At 58.2% G+C, this 18,165-nt stretch carries 15 protein-coding genes; 11 read left to right on the top strand and 4 right to left on the bottom strand.

All coding sequences use genetic code 11. From position 1 onward, the window contains the following. The first annotated feature begins 4 nt into the window (after window positions 1–4). Window positions 5–1,816 carry a dihydrolipoyl dehydrogenase gene (gene lpdA / locus AC3GOJ_RS02035; RefSeq protein WP_488235792.1) on the top strand — a complete coding sequence of 604 codons (1,812 nt, stop codon included), beginning with the start codon at window positions 5–7 and terminating at the stop codon, window positions 1,814–1,816. Between the two features lie 101 nt (window positions 1,817–1,917). Here the strand turns inward: lpdA and AC3GOJ_RS02040 are convergent, their stop codons facing one another. Next, a complete protein-coding gene (locus tag AC3GOJ_RS02040) occupies window positions 1,918–2,436 on the bottom strand; it encodes a histone H1-like repetitive region-containing protein (protein ID WP_488235793.1) in 519 nt (172 codons plus the stop codon). Between the two features lie 222 nt (window positions 2,437–2,658). On the opposite strand from AC3GOJ_RS02040, the gene rpiA reads away from it, so the two are divergent. Beyond that, the gene (rpiA, locus tag AC3GOJ_RS02045; protein ID WP_488235794.1) at window positions 2,659–3,342 is read left to right on the top strand and encodes a ribose-5-phosphate isomerase RpiA; all 684 of its coding nucleotides are present in this window, start codon (window positions 2,659–2,661) and stop codon (window positions 3,340–3,342) included. A gap of 69 nt (window positions 3,343–3,411) precedes the next feature. On the opposite strand, the gene AC3GOJ_RS02050 is transcribed toward rpiA, so the two are convergent. From AC3GOJ_RS02050 to AC3GOJ_RS02060, 3 genes are read right to left on the bottom strand one after another with little or no spacing between them, the layout of a single operon-like run. Further along, complete coding sequence (locus AC3GOJ_RS02050; protein ID WP_488235795.1) at window positions 3,412–3,684, bottom strand: oxidative damage protection protein; 273 nt, start codon at window positions 3,682–3,684, stop codon at window positions 3,412–3,414. 31 nt (window positions 3,685–3,715) lie between these two features. Then, complete coding sequence (argA, locus tag AC3GOJ_RS02055; protein ID WP_488235796.1) at window positions 3,716–5,023, bottom strand: amino-acid N-acetyltransferase; 1,308 nt, start codon at window positions 5,021–5,023, stop codon at window positions 3,716–3,718. Window positions 5,024–5,068: 45 nt separating this feature from the next. Further along, complete coding sequence (locus AC3GOJ_RS02060) at window positions 5,069–5,884, bottom strand: 16S rRNA (uracil(1498)-N(3))-methyltransferase (protein ID WP_488235797.1); 816 nt, start codon at window positions 5,882–5,884, stop codon at window positions 5,069–5,071. Here AC3GOJ_RS02060 and AC3GOJ_RS02065 point away from each other — a divergent pair. The 9 genes from AC3GOJ_RS02065 to AC3GOJ_RS02105 all read left to right on the top strand — a co-directional run bounded on the left by AC3GOJ_RS02065 (window position 5,883) and on the right by AC3GOJ_RS02105 (window position 18,165). Further along, the gene (locus tag AC3GOJ_RS02065; protein ID WP_488235798.1) at window positions 5,883–6,785 is read left to right on the top strand and encodes an inositol monophosphatase family protein; all 903 of its coding nucleotides are present in this window, start codon (window positions 5,883–5,885) and stop codon (window positions 6,783–6,785) included. The two genes, AC3GOJ_RS02060 and AC3GOJ_RS02065, sit on opposite strands and share 2 nt — an antisense overlap. Before the next feature lie 82 nt (window positions 6,786–6,867). Then, window positions 6,868–7,866: a class 1 fructose-bisphosphatase gene (locus AC3GOJ_RS02070; protein WP_488235799.1), complete on the top strand. Its 999-nt coding sequence runs from the start codon at window positions 6,868–6,870 to the stop codon at window positions 7,864–7,866. Between the two features lie 342 nt (window positions 7,867–8,208). Beyond that, window positions 8,209–10,245 carry a transketolase gene (gene tkt, locus AC3GOJ_RS02075; RefSeq protein ID WP_488235931.1) on the top strand — a complete coding sequence of 679 codons (2,037 nt, stop codon included), beginning with the start codon at window positions 8,209–8,211 and terminating at the stop codon, window positions 10,243–10,245. 36 nt (window positions 10,246–10,281) lie between these two features. After that, window positions 10,282–11,310 (top strand): type I glyceraldehyde-3-phosphate dehydrogenase, encoded by a 1,029-nt coding sequence (gap, locus tag AC3GOJ_RS02080; RefSeq protein WP_488235800.1) that lies wholly within the window; start codon window positions 10,282–10,284, stop codon window positions 11,308–11,310. A 47-nt stretch (window positions 11,311–11,357) separates the two neighbouring features. Next, window positions 11,358–12,542, top strand: a complete 1,185-nt coding sequence (locus tag AC3GOJ_RS02085) for a phosphoglycerate kinase (RefSeq protein ID WP_488235801.1) — start codon at window positions 11,358–11,360, stop codon at window positions 12,540–12,542. A 27-nt stretch (window positions 12,543–12,569) separates the two neighbouring features. Further along, window positions 12,570–14,015: a pyruvate kinase gene (pyk, locus tag AC3GOJ_RS02090; protein ID WP_488235802.1), complete on the top strand. Its 1,446-nt coding sequence runs from the start codon at window positions 12,570–12,572 to the stop codon at window positions 14,013–14,015. Between the two features lie 43 nt (window positions 14,016–14,058). Beyond that, the gene (fba, locus tag AC3GOJ_RS02095; RefSeq protein ID WP_488235803.1) at window positions 14,059–15,123 is read left to right on the top strand and encodes a class II fructose-bisphosphate aldolase; all 1,065 of its coding nucleotides are present in this window, start codon (window positions 14,059–14,061) and stop codon (window positions 15,121–15,123) included. A gap of 18 nt (window positions 15,124–15,141) precedes the next feature. Further along, window positions 15,142–16,080, top strand: a complete 939-nt coding sequence (locus AC3GOJ_RS02100) for a phosphoribosylaminoimidazolesuccinocarboxamide synthase (RefSeq protein WP_488235804.1) — start codon at window positions 15,142–15,144, stop codon at window positions 16,078–16,080. A 42-nt stretch (window positions 16,081–16,122) separates the two neighbouring features. Further along, the gene (locus tag AC3GOJ_RS02105) at window positions 16,123–18,165 is read left to right on the top strand and encodes a M3 family metallopeptidase (RefSeq protein ID WP_488235805.1); all 2,043 of its coding nucleotides are present in this window, start codon (window positions 16,123–16,125) and stop codon (window positions 18,163–18,165) included.

Genomic DNA, 18,165 nt, shown 5'->3' on the forward strand with positions numbered 1-18,165 from the left:
CCGCATGAGCCAACTGATTGACATTAAAGTACCGGATATCGGCGACTTCACCGATGTCCCAGTGATTGAAGTATTCGTCAAACCGGGGGATGTCATCAAGGTCGATGACGCGCTCGTCACGCTGGAATCCGACAAAGCCACGATGGACGTACCGGCTTCCGCAGCGGGGACCGTCAAAGAGGTTCTGGTAAAACTGGGCGATCGCATTGGCGAAGGCACGATTGTGGTTCGTGTTGAAGCTAGCGATGCCATGGTCGCACCTACGCCAGCACCTGCTGCTGCTCCGGCTCCGGCCGCTGCTGCGCCTGCAGCCTCTGCCCCTGCAGCTCAAGTGGCTGCGCCCACACCCGCGACCGGGTATATGGGCCCGGTTGACGTTGATTGCGACATGCTCGTTCTGGGCGGCGGCCCTGGCGGCTACTCGGCCGCCTTCCGTGCCGCCGACCTGGGGCTCAACACCGTGATCGTCGAACGCTACGGCACCCTCGGCGGTGTCTGCCTGAATGTGGGCTGCATCCCCTCCAAAGCACTGCTGCATATTGCGGGTGTCATGGAAGAGGTCACCCATCTGCACAAGCTCGGTATTGTCGAAATGGCATCGGCGAAGGTCTCGGTCGAAAAGCTGCGCGAACACAAGAATAAGGTCGTCAACAAACTCACGGGTGGCCTGGCAGGCATGGCGAAAGGCCGCAAAGTCCAGCAGGTTCGTGGCATCGGTCACTTCATTGACGCCCATCACATGAGCGTCAATGTAACAACCGGCGACGGCCAGGATCCTACCGGTGAAAAGAAAGTCATCCGTTTCAAGCAAGCCATCATTGCGGCCGGTTCGCAAGCCATCAAGCTACCCTTCATGCCAATCGATCCACGGGTGGTTGACTCCACAGGGGCCCTGGAACTCAAGGATGTGCCGAAGCGCATGCTCGTTGTGGGCGGTGGCATCATCGGCCTGGAAATGGCCACGGTTTACGCCACCTTAGGCACCCAGATCGATGTGGTCGAACTGGGCCCGGGGCTTATGCCGGGCGCAGACAGAGATCTGGTCAAAGTCTGGGAAAAGATGAACCTATCCCGCTTCAACCGCGTGATGCTTAACACCAAGTGCGTGGCTGCTAAAGCAGATAGCAGTGGTGTCACGGTGCAGTTTGAAGGTGCCAACGGTACAGCAACCCCGGATGCCGGCACGTACGACCGCGTCCTGGTTGCCGTAGGTCGTTCGCCGAACGGTGGCAAGCTCAGCGCAGACAAAGCAGGCGTTATTGTCAACGAACGCGGTTTCATCAACGTCGACAATCAGATGCGCACGAATGTGCCGCACATCTTCGCGATCGGCGATCTCGTTGGCCAACCGATGCTCGCCCATAAGGCGGTGCACGAAGGTCATGTCGCTGCTGAAGTGGCTGCCGGGCATAAGCGCGTCTTCGATCCACTACAGATTCCTTCCGTAGCCTATACCGACCCTGAAGTCGCGTGGGCCGGGCTGACCGAAGAACAGTGCAAAGCGAGTGGCCGAAAGTTCACCAAGGCCATGTTCCCCTGGGCGGCATCTGGTCGCGCTATCGCCAATGGCCGTGACGAGGGATTTACCAAGCTGTTGTTTGATGCTGAAACACATCGCATCATTGGTGGTGGCATCGTCGGCACGCATGCCGGTGACCTGATCGGCGAAGTCTGCCTCGCCATCGAAATGGGTTGTGACTCCGTGGACATCGGACACACAATACATCCGCACCCCACGCTCGGTGAGTCCATCGGACTCGCTGCCGAAGTTGCCGAAGGTGCCTGCACGGACCTGCCGCCACAGAAAAAGAAATAAGCGCGACGCTTCAAAGGCGCTTAAGAAAAACCCCACGCCGAATGCTTTCGGGGTGGGGTTTTTTTACAACAACAAGCAAGAAGCTTGTTGCAAGACTTTCGTTACTTCTTCTTAGCAGCAACCTTCTTGGCAGCTGGCTTCTTAGCAGCAACCTTCTTGGCAGCCGGCTTCTTAGCAGCAACCTTCTTGGCGGCCGGCTTCTTAGCAGCAACCTTCTTGGCAGCCGGCTTCTTAGCAGCAACCTTCTTGGCGGCCGGCTTCTTAGCAGCAACCTTCTTGGCGGCCGGCTTCTTAGCAGCAACCTTCTTGGCAGCCGGCTTCTTAGCAGCAACCTTCTTGGCGGCCGGCTTCTTAGCAGCAACCTTCTTGGCAGCCGGCTTCTTAGCAGCAACCTTCTTGGCAGCCGGCTTCTTAGCAGCAACCTTCTTGGCAGCCGGCTTCTTAGCAGCAACCTTCTTGGCGGCCGGCTTCTTAGCAGCAACCTTCTTGGCGGCCGGCTTCTTAGCAGCAACCTTCTTGGCGGCCGGCTTCTTAGCAGCAGGTTTCGCTTCAGCAGCAGGCTTTTTAGCAGCCAGTGTTTGTGCCAGCGTCAAAAACGAAGAGGTGGTTTCAGTCGACATCTTGGAGTCTCCTTCCAGGAATGGATTTGGTAAGCACAGTTTATACACTTCGTGAAGTGTGTAAAGATTTTTTTGTGCCTTTTTTCAACAAATTGAAACAGGTGTCACAATTTTTCTGCACGTTCATTCGCTGAGTTATTTCTCCGATGACGATCAGCGATGCGCCGCTCCTGATTACAGCGGATAATAACGTTTTGGTATTTCATTAAATTCGAGAACGCCATGACGCCCGAACAGCAAACTCTTCTGAAAAAAAACGTTGCCGATGCAGCCGCGAATTATGTTGATACATACCTACCCAAAGGTGCCGTTCTGGGCGTTGGCACGGGTTCGACAGCCAATCTCTTCATCGATGCGCTCGCACCGATCAAACATAAAATTCGTGCGGCCGTAGCCAGCTCTGAAAACACGGCACGCAAACTCGAAGCCATCGGTATTCCTCTGATGACCCTCAACGAGGTTGAATCAATGCCAATTTATGTCGATGGCGCGGATGAAATCGATGCATCCTTTGCCATGATCAAAGGGGGCGGTGGCGCACTAACACGGGAAAAAATCATTGCCGACGTTGCCGATTGTTTTGTCTGCATAGCCGACAACTCCAAATGCGTCAAAACATTGGGTCGGTTTCCGCTACCCATTGAAGTCATCCCCATGGCCACCGCACAGGTATCACGCGCTGTTAAACAACTGGGGGGACAGCCGCTTCTGCGTCAGGGGTTTGTCACCGATAACGGAAATCACATTATTGATGTGGCTGGTTTATCCATTTCAGATCCCGTGTCACTGGAGAGCATGCTCAATCAGATCGTGGGCACGGTTACTAACGGATTATTCGCACGACGTGGCGCAGACGTTCTGTTACTGGGCACACTGGATGGCGTTGAGACACACCAACGCCCCTAAGCCCATAACATCACTCCCAAAGAAAATGGCCCGGTCGTTTGACCGGGCCATTTTTATCTTTGCTGAATTTCAGGCTTTAGGCGGCGAAAATCCTTCCACCTGATCAGCGCCTTCACCAAAGAAATGCTTCTCACACTGCTCGCGCAGGTACTCCCGATGACGCACATCGGAGAGGTTAAGACGATTCTCATTGATGATCATTGTCTGCAACTTCACCCACTGCTGCCATGCCTCTTTGGAAACGGCGGCAAACAGTTTCTGGCCAAAAGCGCCGGGCACAGGCGGAAAATCAAGACCTTCAGCCTCTTTGCCCAGTTTGATGCATTGAACGGTACGTGTCATTTTTAAGTCCTTTTTTATCCTACAGCCACTGTTAGAGGTTCTTCACAAATACTTTGGAGTTACGCTGATAGTTGTACATCTCGCGCTTGCGGTCTGGCAGATCCTCGACTTTGGCCGGTTTGTAACCGCGTTCGATAAACCAGTGTGCCGTCCGCGTCGTCAGCACGTACAAGCGACGAATACTCTGCGCGCGGGCTCGTGCTTCAATTGCCTGCATCAGGCGTTCGCCGTAGCCCCACTCCCGATGATCATGATCAACCGCCAGGCATGCCAACTCGGCGTTTTCCGAATCCAGCAGATAGAGTGCGGCACAACCGACAATCACGTTATCGTGCTCAAGCACGGTGAATTGTCCGACTTCCTGTTCTATACGCTCTCTGGGACGCTGCACCAGCGTGCCATCCTGTTCGAGCGGTTCGATAATTGCCAGCAAACCGGCAATATCGTCCGGCCGGGCGTCGCGCAAGCGATCCAGCGAATCCCGCGTCACGATCGTGCCAACGCCATCATGTGTAAACAATTCGAGAATCATCGAGCCATCATCGTCATAACCCACCAGATGAACACGGCCGACCCCCGCACGGCAGGCACGAATCGAACAGGGGATGAAACGACGCATATCCGTAGATAACCAGTCGCCGCGCTTCAGTAACTGATCTGCCTGTTCCGTCGTCAGCTCTTCGATGAGCGTGCCATCTTCTTCCAGCGCACCGGCAGTATCGCCAATATAGATCAGTTTGTCGGCGCGCAGCGCCACGGCAACGGCTTCGGCAACTTCTTCCATTGCCAGGTTGAAAATCTCGCCAGACGGGCTGGGCCCCTGACAGGATTGCAACACGATATTGCCTAGCGAATGCTGGGCGCGCACCCCTTCGACATCGACTTTACGCACAATGCCCGCGTACTGCATATCCACCCCATCGATCACGCCCATCGGACGCGCCGTCAGGAAGTTACCGCTCACAACCCGCATGGTGTTACCGGCCATGGGCGTATTGGGCAAGCCCTGCGAGAGCAATGCTTCGATTTCCAGATACACACTACCGACCGCATGCAGCACACAATCAAGCGTATCGGCATCCGTCACACGGTAATTGCCATGAAACTGCGATCGCAGCCCCCGGTCACGCAGCTCTTCCTCGATTTGCGGGCGTGCACCATGCACTACCACCAGGCGGATGCCCAGACTGGCCAGCAGATTGATGTCGTAGGCAAAGGTTTTGGCCAGCGGGCCGCTGATCGCCTTACCACCCACGGCAATCACAAAGGTCTTCCCTCGGAAGCTATTAATGTAGGGCGCAACCGAACGGAACCAGGCAACAAAATTCGGATCAGGCACAGCAATCTCCGCCAGCAGAATTCAAGCAGGGCATATTAACCCAGATTAACGTAAATCACCGGCAATGGCCTGTGTGACCGCCAGCGCTACAGGACCCGCCGTTTCAGTTCTGAACACGCGCGGGCCAAGCCGGAAACACAGAAATCCTGCTGCCTTGGCCGCGTCGATTTCTTCCGGCGCAAAGCCCCCTTCCGGCCCGATCAGAATCGTCAGGTCTGTTAATGCCTGTTGTCGGCCCAACCAGTCCGGATAGCTTTCCGTCGCATCGGGGTCGAGCATAACGCGGGTGCCGGAGGCTGGAGCGCGCAAAGCCTCTGCCAGTGGCTGCACCGGCACCAGCACCGGCAAGCGATTCAAACCACACTGTTCAGCGGCAGCCACAATGACGCCTTGCCAATGCAGATGGCGTTTCTGCGCGCGTGCGTCATCCATGCGATTATTACAGCGCTGGGTTTCGACAGGTACGCACTGGTGCACACCAAGTTCAACTGACTTTTGCCATGTGGTGTCCATCCGTTCCGAGGCAGAAACCCCCTGCCACAGGCTAATCCGCAATGGGCTGGCGCGATCATCCGGTTCAAAGGCGTTCAGGGCAACCAGAACCTCACGTGGCGGATTGGCGCGCGCGCCTTTGCCTTCGCGACGTGTTTTTCCGCTTTTACCCGCTTTGTTGCCAGCACTGTCTGACATCTGCGGCAATAGCGTACCCGCATAGGCACCACCCTCGCCATTAAAGAGCACCAGGGCATCACCGGGCTGCAGGCGCAACACACGCACGGCATGATTCGCCACCGCTTCCGGTAGCGTGACGCACTGGCCGACCGCCAGTGCTTGAGGGACATAAAATCTTGGTATCACCATGATTGCTATTATAGAGTGCATGTCTTCGCCGCTGATCTCTGATACCGCCTTCTGGGCTGCCTGCGCCCGTGCACTTTGCCATGAGCTCCACCAACTGGTTCAGCAGGAGGTTCTGCCGCGTTTCGAGCGGACACAAATCGTGCAGAAGGCCGATGGCTCACTCTTAACCGATGCCGACACGGCCGTTCAGTACGCCTTACCCGCGATCCTCTCGGCCATTTACCCGGCGCCATTCCTGGGAGAAGAAATGCCAGCCGAGGCACAGGCAGCGCTCTGGCAGGCATCGCGGGAGGGCCATAGCGCGCTATGGATTGCCGACCCCATTGATGGGACCACCAACTTTGCCCATGGATTGCCGTGGTTTGCCACATCCGTTGCTCTGGTCTATCAGGGACAAACGGTACTCGGCGCTACCCTAGCACCGGCGCTCAACCAGATCTGGCATGCATCGCTCGGCGGCGGCAGCTTCTGCAACGACGTCACATTACAACTGCCGCCCATGCCCCGGCATCTGAAAGATTGCGTGGTCGGTGTCGATATGACTTACCTGCCCGCAGCGCTCAGACATCATATTGCCGACCTGTCACCGGCCGGCATTGCTCGTGGCGACGGTCAGAGCAACCCGTGGCGTGGCTGGCGTAGCCTGGGTGCCAGCACTCTTGAATGGTGCGCGCTGGCATCCGGACAAATCCATGCCTACGTGCATGGCGGACAAATGCCCTGGGATGCCGCCGCCGGCAAGCTCATCCTGGCTGAAGCCGGTGGGTTCAGCGCAACCCTGGATAACATTCTGTACCAACCCGCTGCAGCAACCCCACTGCTGGCACCCACAGGCTATGCGGCGGCAGCGCCCTCAATCTGGCCACTTTGGCAGCATTGGCTGCAACAGCACACACCGTAAACCTGTCAGCGACGGGCTTCCCGATTCAAGTCCGGGTGCCGGTACAATGGCACCTCATCTGTTTTTTTATCGAATGCCCACCATGCGTATCCCTCTGTCCCGCTTCCTGATCGAACAGCAACGCTCGCACAACAATCTGGACCCCAACCTTCGCCTGCTGATCGAAGTGGTGGCCCGTGCCTGTAAGGCGATTGCCATTGCGATTGGCAAAGGCAACCTGGGTGAAGCCATGGGCAGCGCCGGCACTGACAATGTACAGGGTGAGGTTCAAAAAAAACTGGACGTCATCTCCAACGAAATTCTGCTCGATGCCAACGAATGGGGTGGCCACCTGGCCGCCATGGCCTCGGAAGAAATGGATCTGCCCTTCTGTATCCCGAATCGCTATCCGAAGGGTGAATACCTGCTGGTATTCGATCCGCTGGATGGCTCCTCCAATATTGATGTCAACATTTCCGTCGGCACCATTTTCTCGGTGCTGAAGGCCCCGGAAGGCGCCAACCTGGAAAACGGCGACGCCTTCCTCCAGAAGGGTTGCCAGCAGGTCGCGGCCGGTTACGCGGTCTACGGCCCGAACACCCAGCTGGTGCTCACCTTCGGCCACGGCGTGCACGTCTTTACGCTGGATCGTGAAGTCGGCACCTTCCGTCTGACTCAGGAAAACCTCACCATCCCGGCCGACACCCGTGAATTCGCCATCAACATGTCGAACCAGCGCCACTGGGAGGAGCCCGTACAACGTTATGTGGCCGAACTGCTGGCCGGCAAAGAAGGCCCTCGCGGAGAAGACTTCAATATGCGCTGGGTGGCCTCCATGGTGGCCGATGTACACCGTATCCTGTCACGTGGCGGCCTCTTCATGTACCCGATGGATGCCAAGATGGCCAAACAAGGGGGCAAACTGCGCTTACTGTATGAAGCCAACCCGATGGCGATGCTGGTCGAACAGGCGGGTGGTGCCGCCACAACGGGCCGCGAACGCATTCTGGATCTGCAACCCACTACCCTTCACCAGCGTGTACCGGTGATTCTGGGCTCAAAGAACGAGGTTGAGCGGGTCACGTCGTATCACACCCAGTAAGCGGCTTAGCAGCACGCGGGGCAAGCCCGGCGCTCATGGCGCAAGCGCCCGAAATCGCGCCAAACTTGCCACCACATACTGCCTTGAAAGGTCCATGGTTTTCATTAAATGAACCCTAAGCCATTCCAAGGCGCATCCTGATTCAAAGGTTAGCCCGATTTGCGACGTTTTTCGTAGTCGATGAGGGCGCCTTTGATCAGGGTGCGTCTGAACTCTTTGGGGTAATTGCTTAACCCCAAAAGACTTTCTGATTTTGATGGGAACATTAGCCCCCAATCCTTTGCAGCCAAGCGAGTTTTAGCCGATAATTGCGTCTTTTGCCGGGCCTCTGTCGTGTCTTCACTGTCTGCCGCCAACGCACCCACCCGTCCAGCCCGCCCCGCACCTGCCGCGCCGGCCTATAACGAACTTACCGGCGCCATTCGCGCCCTGGCCATGGACGCGGTCCAACAGGCCAACTCCGGCCACCCCGGCATGCCGCTCGGCATGGCCGAAATCGCCGAAGTCCTCTGGCGTCAGCACCTCAGCCACAACCCGGCCAACCCGGCCTGGCCCAACCGCGACCGCTTTGTACTGTCGAACGGCCACGGCTCGATGCTGCTCTACGCCCTGCTCCATCTGAGCGGCTATGACCTGACCATCGAAGACCTCAAACAATTCCGCCAGCTGCATAGCCGCACCCCGGGCCACCCGGAATATGGCTACACCGCGGGCGTAGAAACCACCACCGGCCCACTCGGCCAGGGCATCGCCAATGCCGTCGGCATGGCGATCAACGAAAAGCTGCTGGCCGCTGAATTCAACCGCGATAGTCACAAGATCGTTGATCACTACACCTATAGCTTCCTAGGCGATGGCTGCCTGATGGAAGGTGTGTCGCACGAAGCCTGTTCGCTGGCCGGCACGCTCGGCCTGGGCAAACTGATCGCCTTCTGGGACGACAACGGCATCTCGATCGATGGCCAGGTTGAAGGCTGGTTCACCGATGACACCCCAGGCCGCTTTGCCGCCTATGGCTGGCAGGTGATTCCTAACGTCAACGGTCACGATGCCGCTGCACTTGACGCGGCCATCAAAGCGGCGAAAACCGATACCGCACGCCCCACACTGATCTGCTGTCGCACCGCCATTGGCATGGGTTCGCCCAACAAAGCCAACTCGGCCGATGTGCACGGCGCCCCGCTGGGTGCCGACGAGATCGCCGCAACGCGCGCTGCCATTGGCTGGACGCATGCCGCCTTTGAAATCCCGGCAAATGTGTATGCCGCCTGGAACGCCCGCGCCGCGGGTGCTGAACGTGAAGCCGCCTGGGACAAGACCTTCGCGGCTTATAGCAACGCCTTCCCGACTGAAGCCGCTGAATTTACCCGCCGTCTGTCCGGCAAACTGCCGGCCAACTGGGCCAAGACTTCAACCGACTTTATCGCCGCCACGCAGGCCAAAGCGGAAACCGTTGCCACGCGCAAAGCCTCACAACTGGCCATCGAAGCACTGGCACCGAACTTGCCAGAATTGCTGGGCGGCTCGGCCGATCTGGCCGGCTCGAACCTGACCTGGTGGAAGGGCGCCAAGGGCGTCACCGCCAGCGAAGGCGGTAACTACCTGTTCTACGGTGTGCGCGAATTCGGCATGACGGCCATCGCCAACGGTATTGAATTGGCCGGTGGTTTCATCCCCTACACCGCCACCTTCATGGTGTTCTCCGATTACGCCCGTAACGCCATCCGTATGGCGGCACTGATGAAAGTGCGCCAGATCATGGTCTACACGCACGACTCCATTGGTCTGGGTGAAGATGGTCCGACGCACCAGCCGGTCGAACACGCCGCTTCACTGCGCATCATCCCGAATCTGGATGTCTGGCGCCCGGCCGATGCCACGGAAACGGCCATCGCCTGGGTAAAGGGCATCGAAAACGACAACGGCCCGACGGCCCTACTACTGTCACGCCAGAATCTGCCACCGGTTGCCAACAAGACCGCTGCTGCCGATATCGCGCGTGGTGGCTACGTGGTTTCTGCGGCTGCCAACGCGCAAGCCGTGCTAATCGCTACCGGTTCGGAATTGAAACTGGCGCTGGATGCCCAAGCGGCTCTGGCTGAGGCCGGTGTTTCCGTAAGCGTCGTGTCGATGCCGTCGACCACTACCTTCGACAAGCAAGACAAGGCCTGGCGTGACCAAGTGCTGCCGGCTGGTTTGCCGCGCGTGGCCGTTGAAGCGGGTCACCCGGATGGCTGGTACAAATATGTGGGTCTGGACGGCGCCGTCGTCGGCCTCGCCCGCTTTGGCGAATCGGCGCCCGCCGGTCTGCTGTTCAAGGAATTCGGCTTCACCGTCGAAAACGTTGTTAACACCGTCCGCGGTGTGATTTCTAAATAATCTGCAGTCTCATATTCAAATACACGGAGATTTACCATGGCTATCAATGTTGCTATTAACGGTTTCGGTCGTATCGGTCGTTGCACCCTGCGCGCCATCTATGAGCTGGGCCTGCAGAACGAATTCAATCTGGTCGCGATCAATGCCTCGGGCGATCTGAAGACCAACGCCCACCTGCTGAAATACGACACCACCCATGGCCGTTTCCGTACCTCGGTGGAAACCGAAGGCGAAAACTGCATCATCATCGATGGCAAAAAGATTGCCTTCTACTCGACCAAAGACCCGAAGGCTATCAACTGGGCTGATCACAAGGTCGACATGGTGCTGGAATGTACCGGTGCCTACACCTCGAAAGCCAAGGCTCAAGCCTTGCTGGAGCAAGGTGCCAAGCGCGTCCTGATCTCGGCACCCGGCGGCGACGATGTTGATGCCACCGTCGTCTTCGGCGTGAACACCGACGTGCTGAAGGGCGACATGACCGTGGTATCGAATGCCTCGTGCACCACCAACTGCCTGGCCCCGGTGGCCAAGATTCTGTCGGACAACGTCGGCATCAAGTCCGGTCTGATGACCACCGTACACGCCTACACCAACGACCAGGTCACCGTAGACGTCCGCCACAAGGATCTGCGTCGCGCCCGCGCCGCTGCCCAGAACATCATTCCGACCAAGACCGGTGCCGCTGCGGCCGTGGGTCTGGTGCTGCCGCAGCTGAAGGGCAAGTTCGACGGTTTCGCGCTGCGCGTACCAACCATCAACGTGTCACTGGTTGACCTGACCTTCACGACCGATCGCCCGACCACCAAAGACGAAATCAACAGCCTGATGACGGCAGCGGCTAACGGCCCGATGAAGAACGTGCTGGCCGTGAACAACGATCCGCTGGTCTCATCGGACTTTAATCACGATCCGCATTCGTCGACTTTTGATGCCACACAGACCCGTGTGATCCAGGCCGAAGATGGCAGCACGCTGGTCAAGGTTCTGGCGTGGTACGACAACGAATGGGGTTACAGCTGCCGTATGCTGGACACCGCCCGCGCCTGGCTCAACGCTAAATGAGTGCCAAATAAGCGCCACGCAATCACCCGTTCTCTCGGAGCCTGATCATGAACGTCAAGAAGCTGACCGATGTCGATGTACGCGGCAAGCGCGTTTTCATCCGTGCCGACCTCAACGTCCCGCAGGACGATGCCGGCAACATCACCGAAGACACGCGTATCCGCGCTTCGATCCCGTCGATCCAGTACTGCCTGGATCACGGCGCAGCCATCATGGTGACCTCGCACCTCGGTCGCCCGACCGAAGGCGAAGTGAAAGCCGACGACACCCTGATGCCGGTGGCCGTTCGTCTGGGTCAGCTGCTAAACAAGCCGGTCCGTCTGGTTCAGAACTGGGTGGACGGTGGCTTCGAGGTCAAACCCGGTGAAGTGGTGCTGCTCGAAAACTGCCGCTGCAACAAGGGCGAGAAAAAAGACAACGAAGAGCTGGCCCAGAAAATGGCCAAGCTCTGCGATGTTTACGTCAACGACGCCTTCGGTACGGCACACCGTGCCGAAGCCACCACGCACGGCATCGCTCGTTTTGCGCCCGTTGCCTGCGCCGGCATGCTGATGGGTGGCGAAATTGATGCCCTGGCCAAAGCCATTGAAAACCCGGCACGTCCCATGGTCGCCATCGTGGGGGGTGCCAAGGTCTCATCCAAGCTCGTGATCCTCAAATCACTGGCTGAAAAAGTCGATCAACTCATCGTCGGTGGTGGTATCGCCAATACTTTCCTGCTGGCTTCGGGTCACCGCATTGGTGAATCGCTGGCCGAACCGGAACTGGTCAAAGAAGCGCAGGCCATCATGGACATGATGAAAGCCCGTGGCGCCGAAGTGCCGCTGCCGGTTGACGTGGTCGTGGCCGATGAAGTCTCTGCCCTCGCCCGTGCCAACAAGATTCCCGTGGATGAGGTCTCGGCTCATGACCGTATCCTCGACGTGGGCCCCAAAACAGCCGCACGCCTCTCCGAAATCATCGCGCATGCTGGCACCATTATCTGGAACGGCCCGGTTGGTGTCTTCGAGCATGACCAGTTTGCCGGTGGTACCAAAATGATGTCATCGGCGATTGCTCATTCCGATGCCTTCTCGATCGCCGGTGGCGGCGATACGCTGGCCGCCATCGCCAAGTTCAACATTGCCGATGATGTGGGTTACATCTCGACGGGCGGCGGCGCATTCCTTGAATTCCTCGAAGGTAAAACCCTGCCAGCCATCGCAGCCCTCGAAGCCCGCGCTAACGGCTAAGTCCAACACCAAGGCCAAAGGATCCCCATGCTCCGCAGCACCAAGATCGTTGCCACCCTCGGCCCTGCCAGCTCATCGCCAGAGGCCCTAGGCGCCCTGATCGCTGCCGGCGTGGATGTGGTTCGCCTGAACTTCAGCCATGGCACGGCCGACGACCATCGTGCCCGCGCCAGACTCGTCCGTGAACTGGCACAGCAATACCGGCGTCCAATCGGCATTCTGGTGGATCTGCAAGGCCCGAAGATTCGCGTTGGCAAATTCGCTGACGGCAAAATCACCCTGACCAAAGGGGACACGTTTATTCTGGATGCCGCCTGTACACTGGGCAGCCAGGAGCGCGTGGGTCTTGATTACCCTGAGTTACCCAATGACGTGCATGCCGGTGATGTCCTGTTACTGGATGATGGTCGTGTCGTCCTGCATGTGACTACCGTTAATGGTCCCGAAATTCACACCAAGGTCCACGTCGGCGGTTCACTGTCGAACAACAAAGGCATCAACCGTAAAGGCGGGGGGCTCTCTGCCCCGGCGCTGACCGACAAAGACAAAGCCGACATGGTCACGGCGGCTGAAATCAACGCCGACTATCTGGCGATCTCTTTCCCACGCGAAGCAGCCGACATTCATTTGTCGCGCGAGCTCATGAAAAAGGCCGGTGGCAAATCCCTGATCATTGCCAAGATCGAGCGTACCGAAGCCATTGAGAACCTTGCCGAAATTCTGGAAGCGTCTGATGGCATCATGGTGGCCCGAGGCGACCTGGGCGTCGAGGTCGGCGATGCTGCCGTGCCCTCGCTGCAGAAACGTATGATCCGTATGGCGCGCGAGATGAACAAGCTCGCCATCACCGCCACGCAGATGATGGAATCGATGATCAGCTCACCGATCCCGACCCGCGCCGAGGTTTCCGATGTCGCCAATGCCGTTTTGGATGGCACCGATGCCGTCATGCTTTCGGCCGAAACCGCCAGCGGCCAGTACCCGGTGGAAACCGTGGAGGCCATGTCCCGCATCTGTCTGGAAGCCGAGCGTACCTACCCGGTGATGCTGGAAAGTGAGTTCCTCGACCGTGTTTTCACGCGGGTCGATCAATCGATTGCCATGGCCGCCATCTGGACGGCGCATCACCTCAAAGTTAAAGCGATTGCCGCACTTACCGAATCGGGGGCCACCGCGCTGTGGATGAGCCGCCTTAATTGTGGCGTGCCCATTTTTGCGCTGACACCCGATGAAAGTTCGCGCAACCGCATGACACTGTTCCGTGATGTGTACCCGATGCTGATGCCACGCAGCCAACCGGATCGCGACATGATGCTGGCCGATGCCGAAACCGTACTACTGGATCAGGGCGCTGTTGAACGTGGCGACCTGGTCGTCATGACCATCGGTGAACCCATCGGCACCCCCGGCGGCACCAACACGCTCAAGATTGTTCATGTCGGGGATCACGCCACCCCCGATCTCACCGGTTAACTCTGAAACATTTCACCCGGCACCTTGCCCAACGGAGATTCCTATGTCCCTCGTCTCGCTGCGCCAACTGCTTGATCACGCCGCCGAACATAACTACGGCCTGCCCGCATTCAACGTCAACAATATGGAGCAGGTCTGGGCCATCATGGAAGCCGCGAAGAGGCTGGATGCGCCGGTGATCATGCAAGCCTCGGCGGGCGCCCGCAAATATGCCGGCGAGCCCTTCCTGCGCCACCAGATCCTGGCCGCACTGGAAGCCTACCCGGAGATTCCGGTGGTCATGCACCAGGATCATGGCCAGAGCCCAGCCGTCTGTATGGGTGCCATCCGTTCCGGCTTCTCGTCAGTGATGATGGACGGCTCGCTCAAGGAAGACGGCAAGACTGTTGCCTCCTTCGAATACAACGTCGACGTGACCCGCAAGGTCGTTGAACTGTCGCACAGCATCGGCGTCTCGGTTGAAGGAGAACTCGGCGTGCTCGGCTCACTGGAAACCATGACCGGCGACAAAGAAGACGGCCACGGTGCCGAAGGCAAGATGACCATGGAGCAGTTGCTCACCGATCCGGATCAGGCTGCTGACTTCGTCAAGGCCACCCAGTGCGATGCCCTGGCCATTGCCATTGGTACCAGCCACGGTGCCTACAAGTTCACCAAGAAGCCCACCGGCGACATCCTCGCCATCTGGCGCATCAAGGAAATCCACGCCCGCATCCCGAACACCCACCTGGTCATGCATGGTTCGTCGTCCGTGCCACAGGAACTGCTGGCCGAAATCCGTGAGTTCGGTGGCGACATGAAAGAAACCTACGGTGTACCCGTGGAGGAAATCCAGGAAGCCATCAAGCATGGCGTGCGCAAGATCAACATCGACACCGACATCCGCCTGGCCATGACCGGGGCAATCCGTCGCTTCTTTGTTGAGCACCCGAGCAAGTTCGACCCGCGCGAATACCTCAAGCCGGCGCGTGAAGCCGCCATGAAGGTGTGCGAAGCCCGCTTCGAAGCCTTTGGTTGCGCCGGCCAGGCGAGCAAAATCAAACCGATCAGTCTCGACAAGATGGCTGAAAAGTACGCCAAGGGCGAACTTAATCAAGTTGTCCGTTAATTTTTTCCGGTAATCCTTATGTCTCAAGCCCTGTTCGAATCGACCATCCAGAGCCTGCCCCTGATCGCCAAGGGGAAGGTGCGCGATATCTACGCCGTGGGCGATGACAAGTTGCTCGTCGTCAGCAGCGACCGCTTGTCGGCATTCGATGTGATTCTCCCGGACCCGATTCCGGGTAAGGGCAAAGTGCTCACGCAAACCGCCAGCTTCTGGTTCAAGAAACTGGCGAACATTGTGGCCACGCACAGCACCGACATCGACCCGGAAACGGTGGTTGCCGAGAACGAGCGCGCCCAGGTGCGCAATCGTGCGGTAGTCGTGAAGCGTCTGCGCCCGCTGCCGATTGAAGCTGTTGTCCGCGGTTACATCATCGGTTCGGGCTGGAAAGACTATCAAGACACCGGTGCCGTCTGCGGCATCAAACTACCGGCTGGCCTCAAGCAGGCCGACAAGCTGCCGCAACTCATCTTTACGCCGGCCACCAAGGCCGCAGTCGGCGACCACGACGAAAACATTTCCTTCGAGCAGGCGCAGGCGCATTGCGACAAGGAATTGAACCCCCTACTCCAGGGCACAGGCAAAACCGGTTCCAAACTGGTCACCGAAGCCCGTGATGCCGCGTTTGCCCTCTACCAGGCTGCTGCCGACTATGCCGCCACCAAGGGCATCATCATCGCCGACACCAAGTTCGAATTCGGCATCGACGACAAAGGCACGCTGCACCTGATCGACGAAATCCTCACACCGGATTCATCACGTTTCTGGCCAGCCGATGCCTGGAAGCCGGGTAGCAACCCGCCGTCCTACGACAAACAATATGTCCGCGACTATCTGGAAACACTGGACTGGAATAAAAAGGCCCCCGGCCCCACATTACCCCAAGAGGTGATTGAACAAACGGCTGCTAAGTACCACGAAGCCTTTGAAAAGCTCACCGGACAGAAGGTCACCGAGTAATTTCTCCGGAAACACAACAAAAACAACACAGGAAGCCCCGACATGAATCCACTCCTCGATTTTGCGGGGCTTCCCCGCTTTGACGCCATCCAGCCGACCGATGTACAACCGGCCATCAGCCAACTGCTCACCGAATCACGGGCCGAAATCGAGCGTCTGCTGGATGCCAAAGTACCGGCCACCTGGAACGACTTCGCGCAACCCATGCAGGATAGCCTGGAGCGCTTATCGCGCGCCTGGGGCATCGTCGGCCATTTACACAGCGTTAACGACATTCCGCCCTGGCGCGAAGCCTACAATGCCCTGCTGCCTGAAGTCACCCGCTTCTACGCCGAATTGGGGCAGAACCTCGAACTCTTCAAACGCTATCAGGCCATGGCGGCCAGCGCCGAATTCGCCAAGCTAAGCCCGGCGCGTCAACGCATCTTGCAGAATGAGATCCGTGATTTCCGTCTTTCAGGCGCCGAATTGCCCGATAGCGAGAAGCCACGTTTCCAGGCGCTGCAGGAACGTCTATCGCAATTGGCCGCTAAGTTCTCGGAGAACCTACTCGACGCCACAAACGCCTTTCATCTGGACTTGACCCACGAAGCCGAACTCGACGGCTTGCCTGCTGATGTTCAAGCTGCCGCAAAAGCCGCAGCTGAAAAAGCGGGTATCCCCGGCTGGCGTTTCAGCTTGCACGCGCCTTCGTACCTGCCGGTGATGCAATACGCCAGCCACCGCCCACTGCGTGCCCAGATGTATCGCGCTTATGCCGTGCGCGCCAGTGAGTTTGCCGACTGCGCCAGCAAACCCGAATGGAATAACGCCGCGTTGATCGATGAGATTCTCAAGCTGCGCTCAGAAATGGCGCAGATGCTCGGCTACCAGAACTATGCCGAAGTGTCGCTGGTGCCCAAGATGGCCGAGAACGTGCCGCAGGTGATGGCCTTCCTGCGTGACCTCGCACAACGTGCCAAACCCTACGGGGCAGCCGACCTCGCTGAACTCACCACCTTCGCCAAAACCAAACTCGGCTTTGAGACCGTTGAGCCCTGGGATATCGCCTACATCTCCGAGAAACTCAAACAGGCCCGTTACAGCTTTTCAGATGACGAAGTCAAACAGTACTTCCCGGAGCCCAAGGTCCTAGGGGGGCTGTTCAGTGTTATCGAACGCCTGTTTAGTGTGCAAATCACGCCGGATAAGGCACCCGTCTGGCACCCGAGCGTGCGCTTCTTCCGCATCACCCAGAACAGCCAGCTCATCGGCCAGTTCTATCTGGACCTCTACGCCCGCGAAGAAAAGCGCGGCGGCGCCTGGATGGACGAAGCACTCACCCGTCGTCGCATTGCTTCTGGGATCCAGACACCCGTGGCCTACCTCAACTGCAACTTCCCGGCACCGGTGGGTGATAAGCCCGCCACCTTCTCGCACGATGATGTGATCACCCTCTTCCATGAAACCGGTCACGGCCTGCATCACCTGCTGACCCAGGTAGAAGACCTCGCCGTCTCCGGCATTCACGGCGTGGAGTGGGACGCTGTGGAGCTCCCCTCACAATTTATGGAGAACTTCTGCTGGGAATGGTCGGTACTGCAAGGCATGACCGGCCATGTGGATACCGGCGAACCGTTGCCACGTGGGCTCTACGACAAGATGCTGGCCGCCAAGAACTTCCAGAGCGGTCTCTTCACCCTGCGTCAGCTGGAATTCGCGCTGTTTGATCTGCTCATCCATAGCGATGCAACCTGCGGCACCCCGATCATGACTGTGCTCAACACCGTCCGCCAGGAAGTCGCCGTCATTCACCCACCGGCCTGGCATCGCTTCCCCAATAGCTTCTCGCACATCTTCGCCGGAGGTTATGCGGCGGGCTATTACAGCTACAAGTGGGCCGAAGTGCTCTCGGCGGATGCCTTCGCCGCGTTTGAAGAAAGTGGCAATCCAGTCGACCCTGTTACCGGTGGCCAGTTCCTCAAGGAAATCCTGTCGGTGGGCGGCTCGCGCCCGGCCATTGAATCCTTCCGCGCCTTCCGTGGCCGTGATCCGCAGGTCGATGCTTTACTGCGTCACAGTGGCATGACGGCTGAAACAGCCTAA

The sequence above is a fragment of the Fluviibacter sp. genome, from assembly GCF_057744235.1.

Coding starts and splice junctions, on each gene's coding strand:
- lpdA (WP_488235792.1), top strand. CDS start 5: ATGAGCCAACTGATTGACATTAAAGTACCGGATATCGGCGACTTCACC.
- AC3GOJ_RS02040 (WP_488235793.1), bottom strand. CDS start 2,436: ATGTCGACTGAAACCACCTCTTCGTTTTTGACGCTGGCACAAACACTG.
- rpiA (WP_488235794.1), top strand. CDS start 2,659: ATGACGCCCGAACAGCAAACTCTTCTGAAAAAAAACGTTGCCGATGCA.
- AC3GOJ_RS02050 (WP_488235795.1), bottom strand. CDS start 3,684: ATGACACGTACCGTTCAATGCATCAAACTGGGCAAAGAGGCTGAAGGT.
- AC3GOJ_RS02065 (WP_488235798.1), top strand. CDS start 5,883: ATGATTGCTATTATAGAGTGCATGTCTTCGCCGCTGATCTCTGATACC.
- AC3GOJ_RS02060 (WP_488235797.1), bottom strand. CDS start 5,884: ATGGTGATACCAAGATTTTATGTCCCTCAAGCACTGGCGGTCGGCCAG.
- AC3GOJ_RS02070 (WP_488235799.1), top strand. CDS start 6,868: ATGCGTATCCCTCTGTCCCGCTTCCTGATCGAACAGCAACGCTCGCAC.
- gap (WP_488235800.1), top strand. CDS start 10,282: ATGGCTATCAATGTTGCTATTAACGGTTTCGGTCGTATCGGTCGTTGC.
- AC3GOJ_RS02085 (WP_488235801.1), top strand. CDS start 11,358: ATGAACGTCAAGAAGCTGACCGATGTCGATGTACGCGGCAAGCGCGTT.
- pyk (WP_488235802.1), top strand. CDS start 12,570: ATGCTCCGCAGCACCAAGATCGTTGCCACCCTCGGCCCTGCCAGCTCA.
- fba (WP_488235803.1), top strand. CDS start 14,059: ATGTCCCTCGTCTCGCTGCGCCAACTGCTTGATCACGCCGCCGAACAT.
- AC3GOJ_RS02100 (WP_488235804.1), top strand. CDS start 15,142: ATGTCTCAAGCCCTGTTCGAATCGACCATCCAGAGCCTGCCCCTGATC.
- AC3GOJ_RS02105 (WP_488235805.1), top strand. CDS start 16,123: ATGAATCCACTCCTCGATTTTGCGGGGCTTCCCCGCTTTGACGCCATC.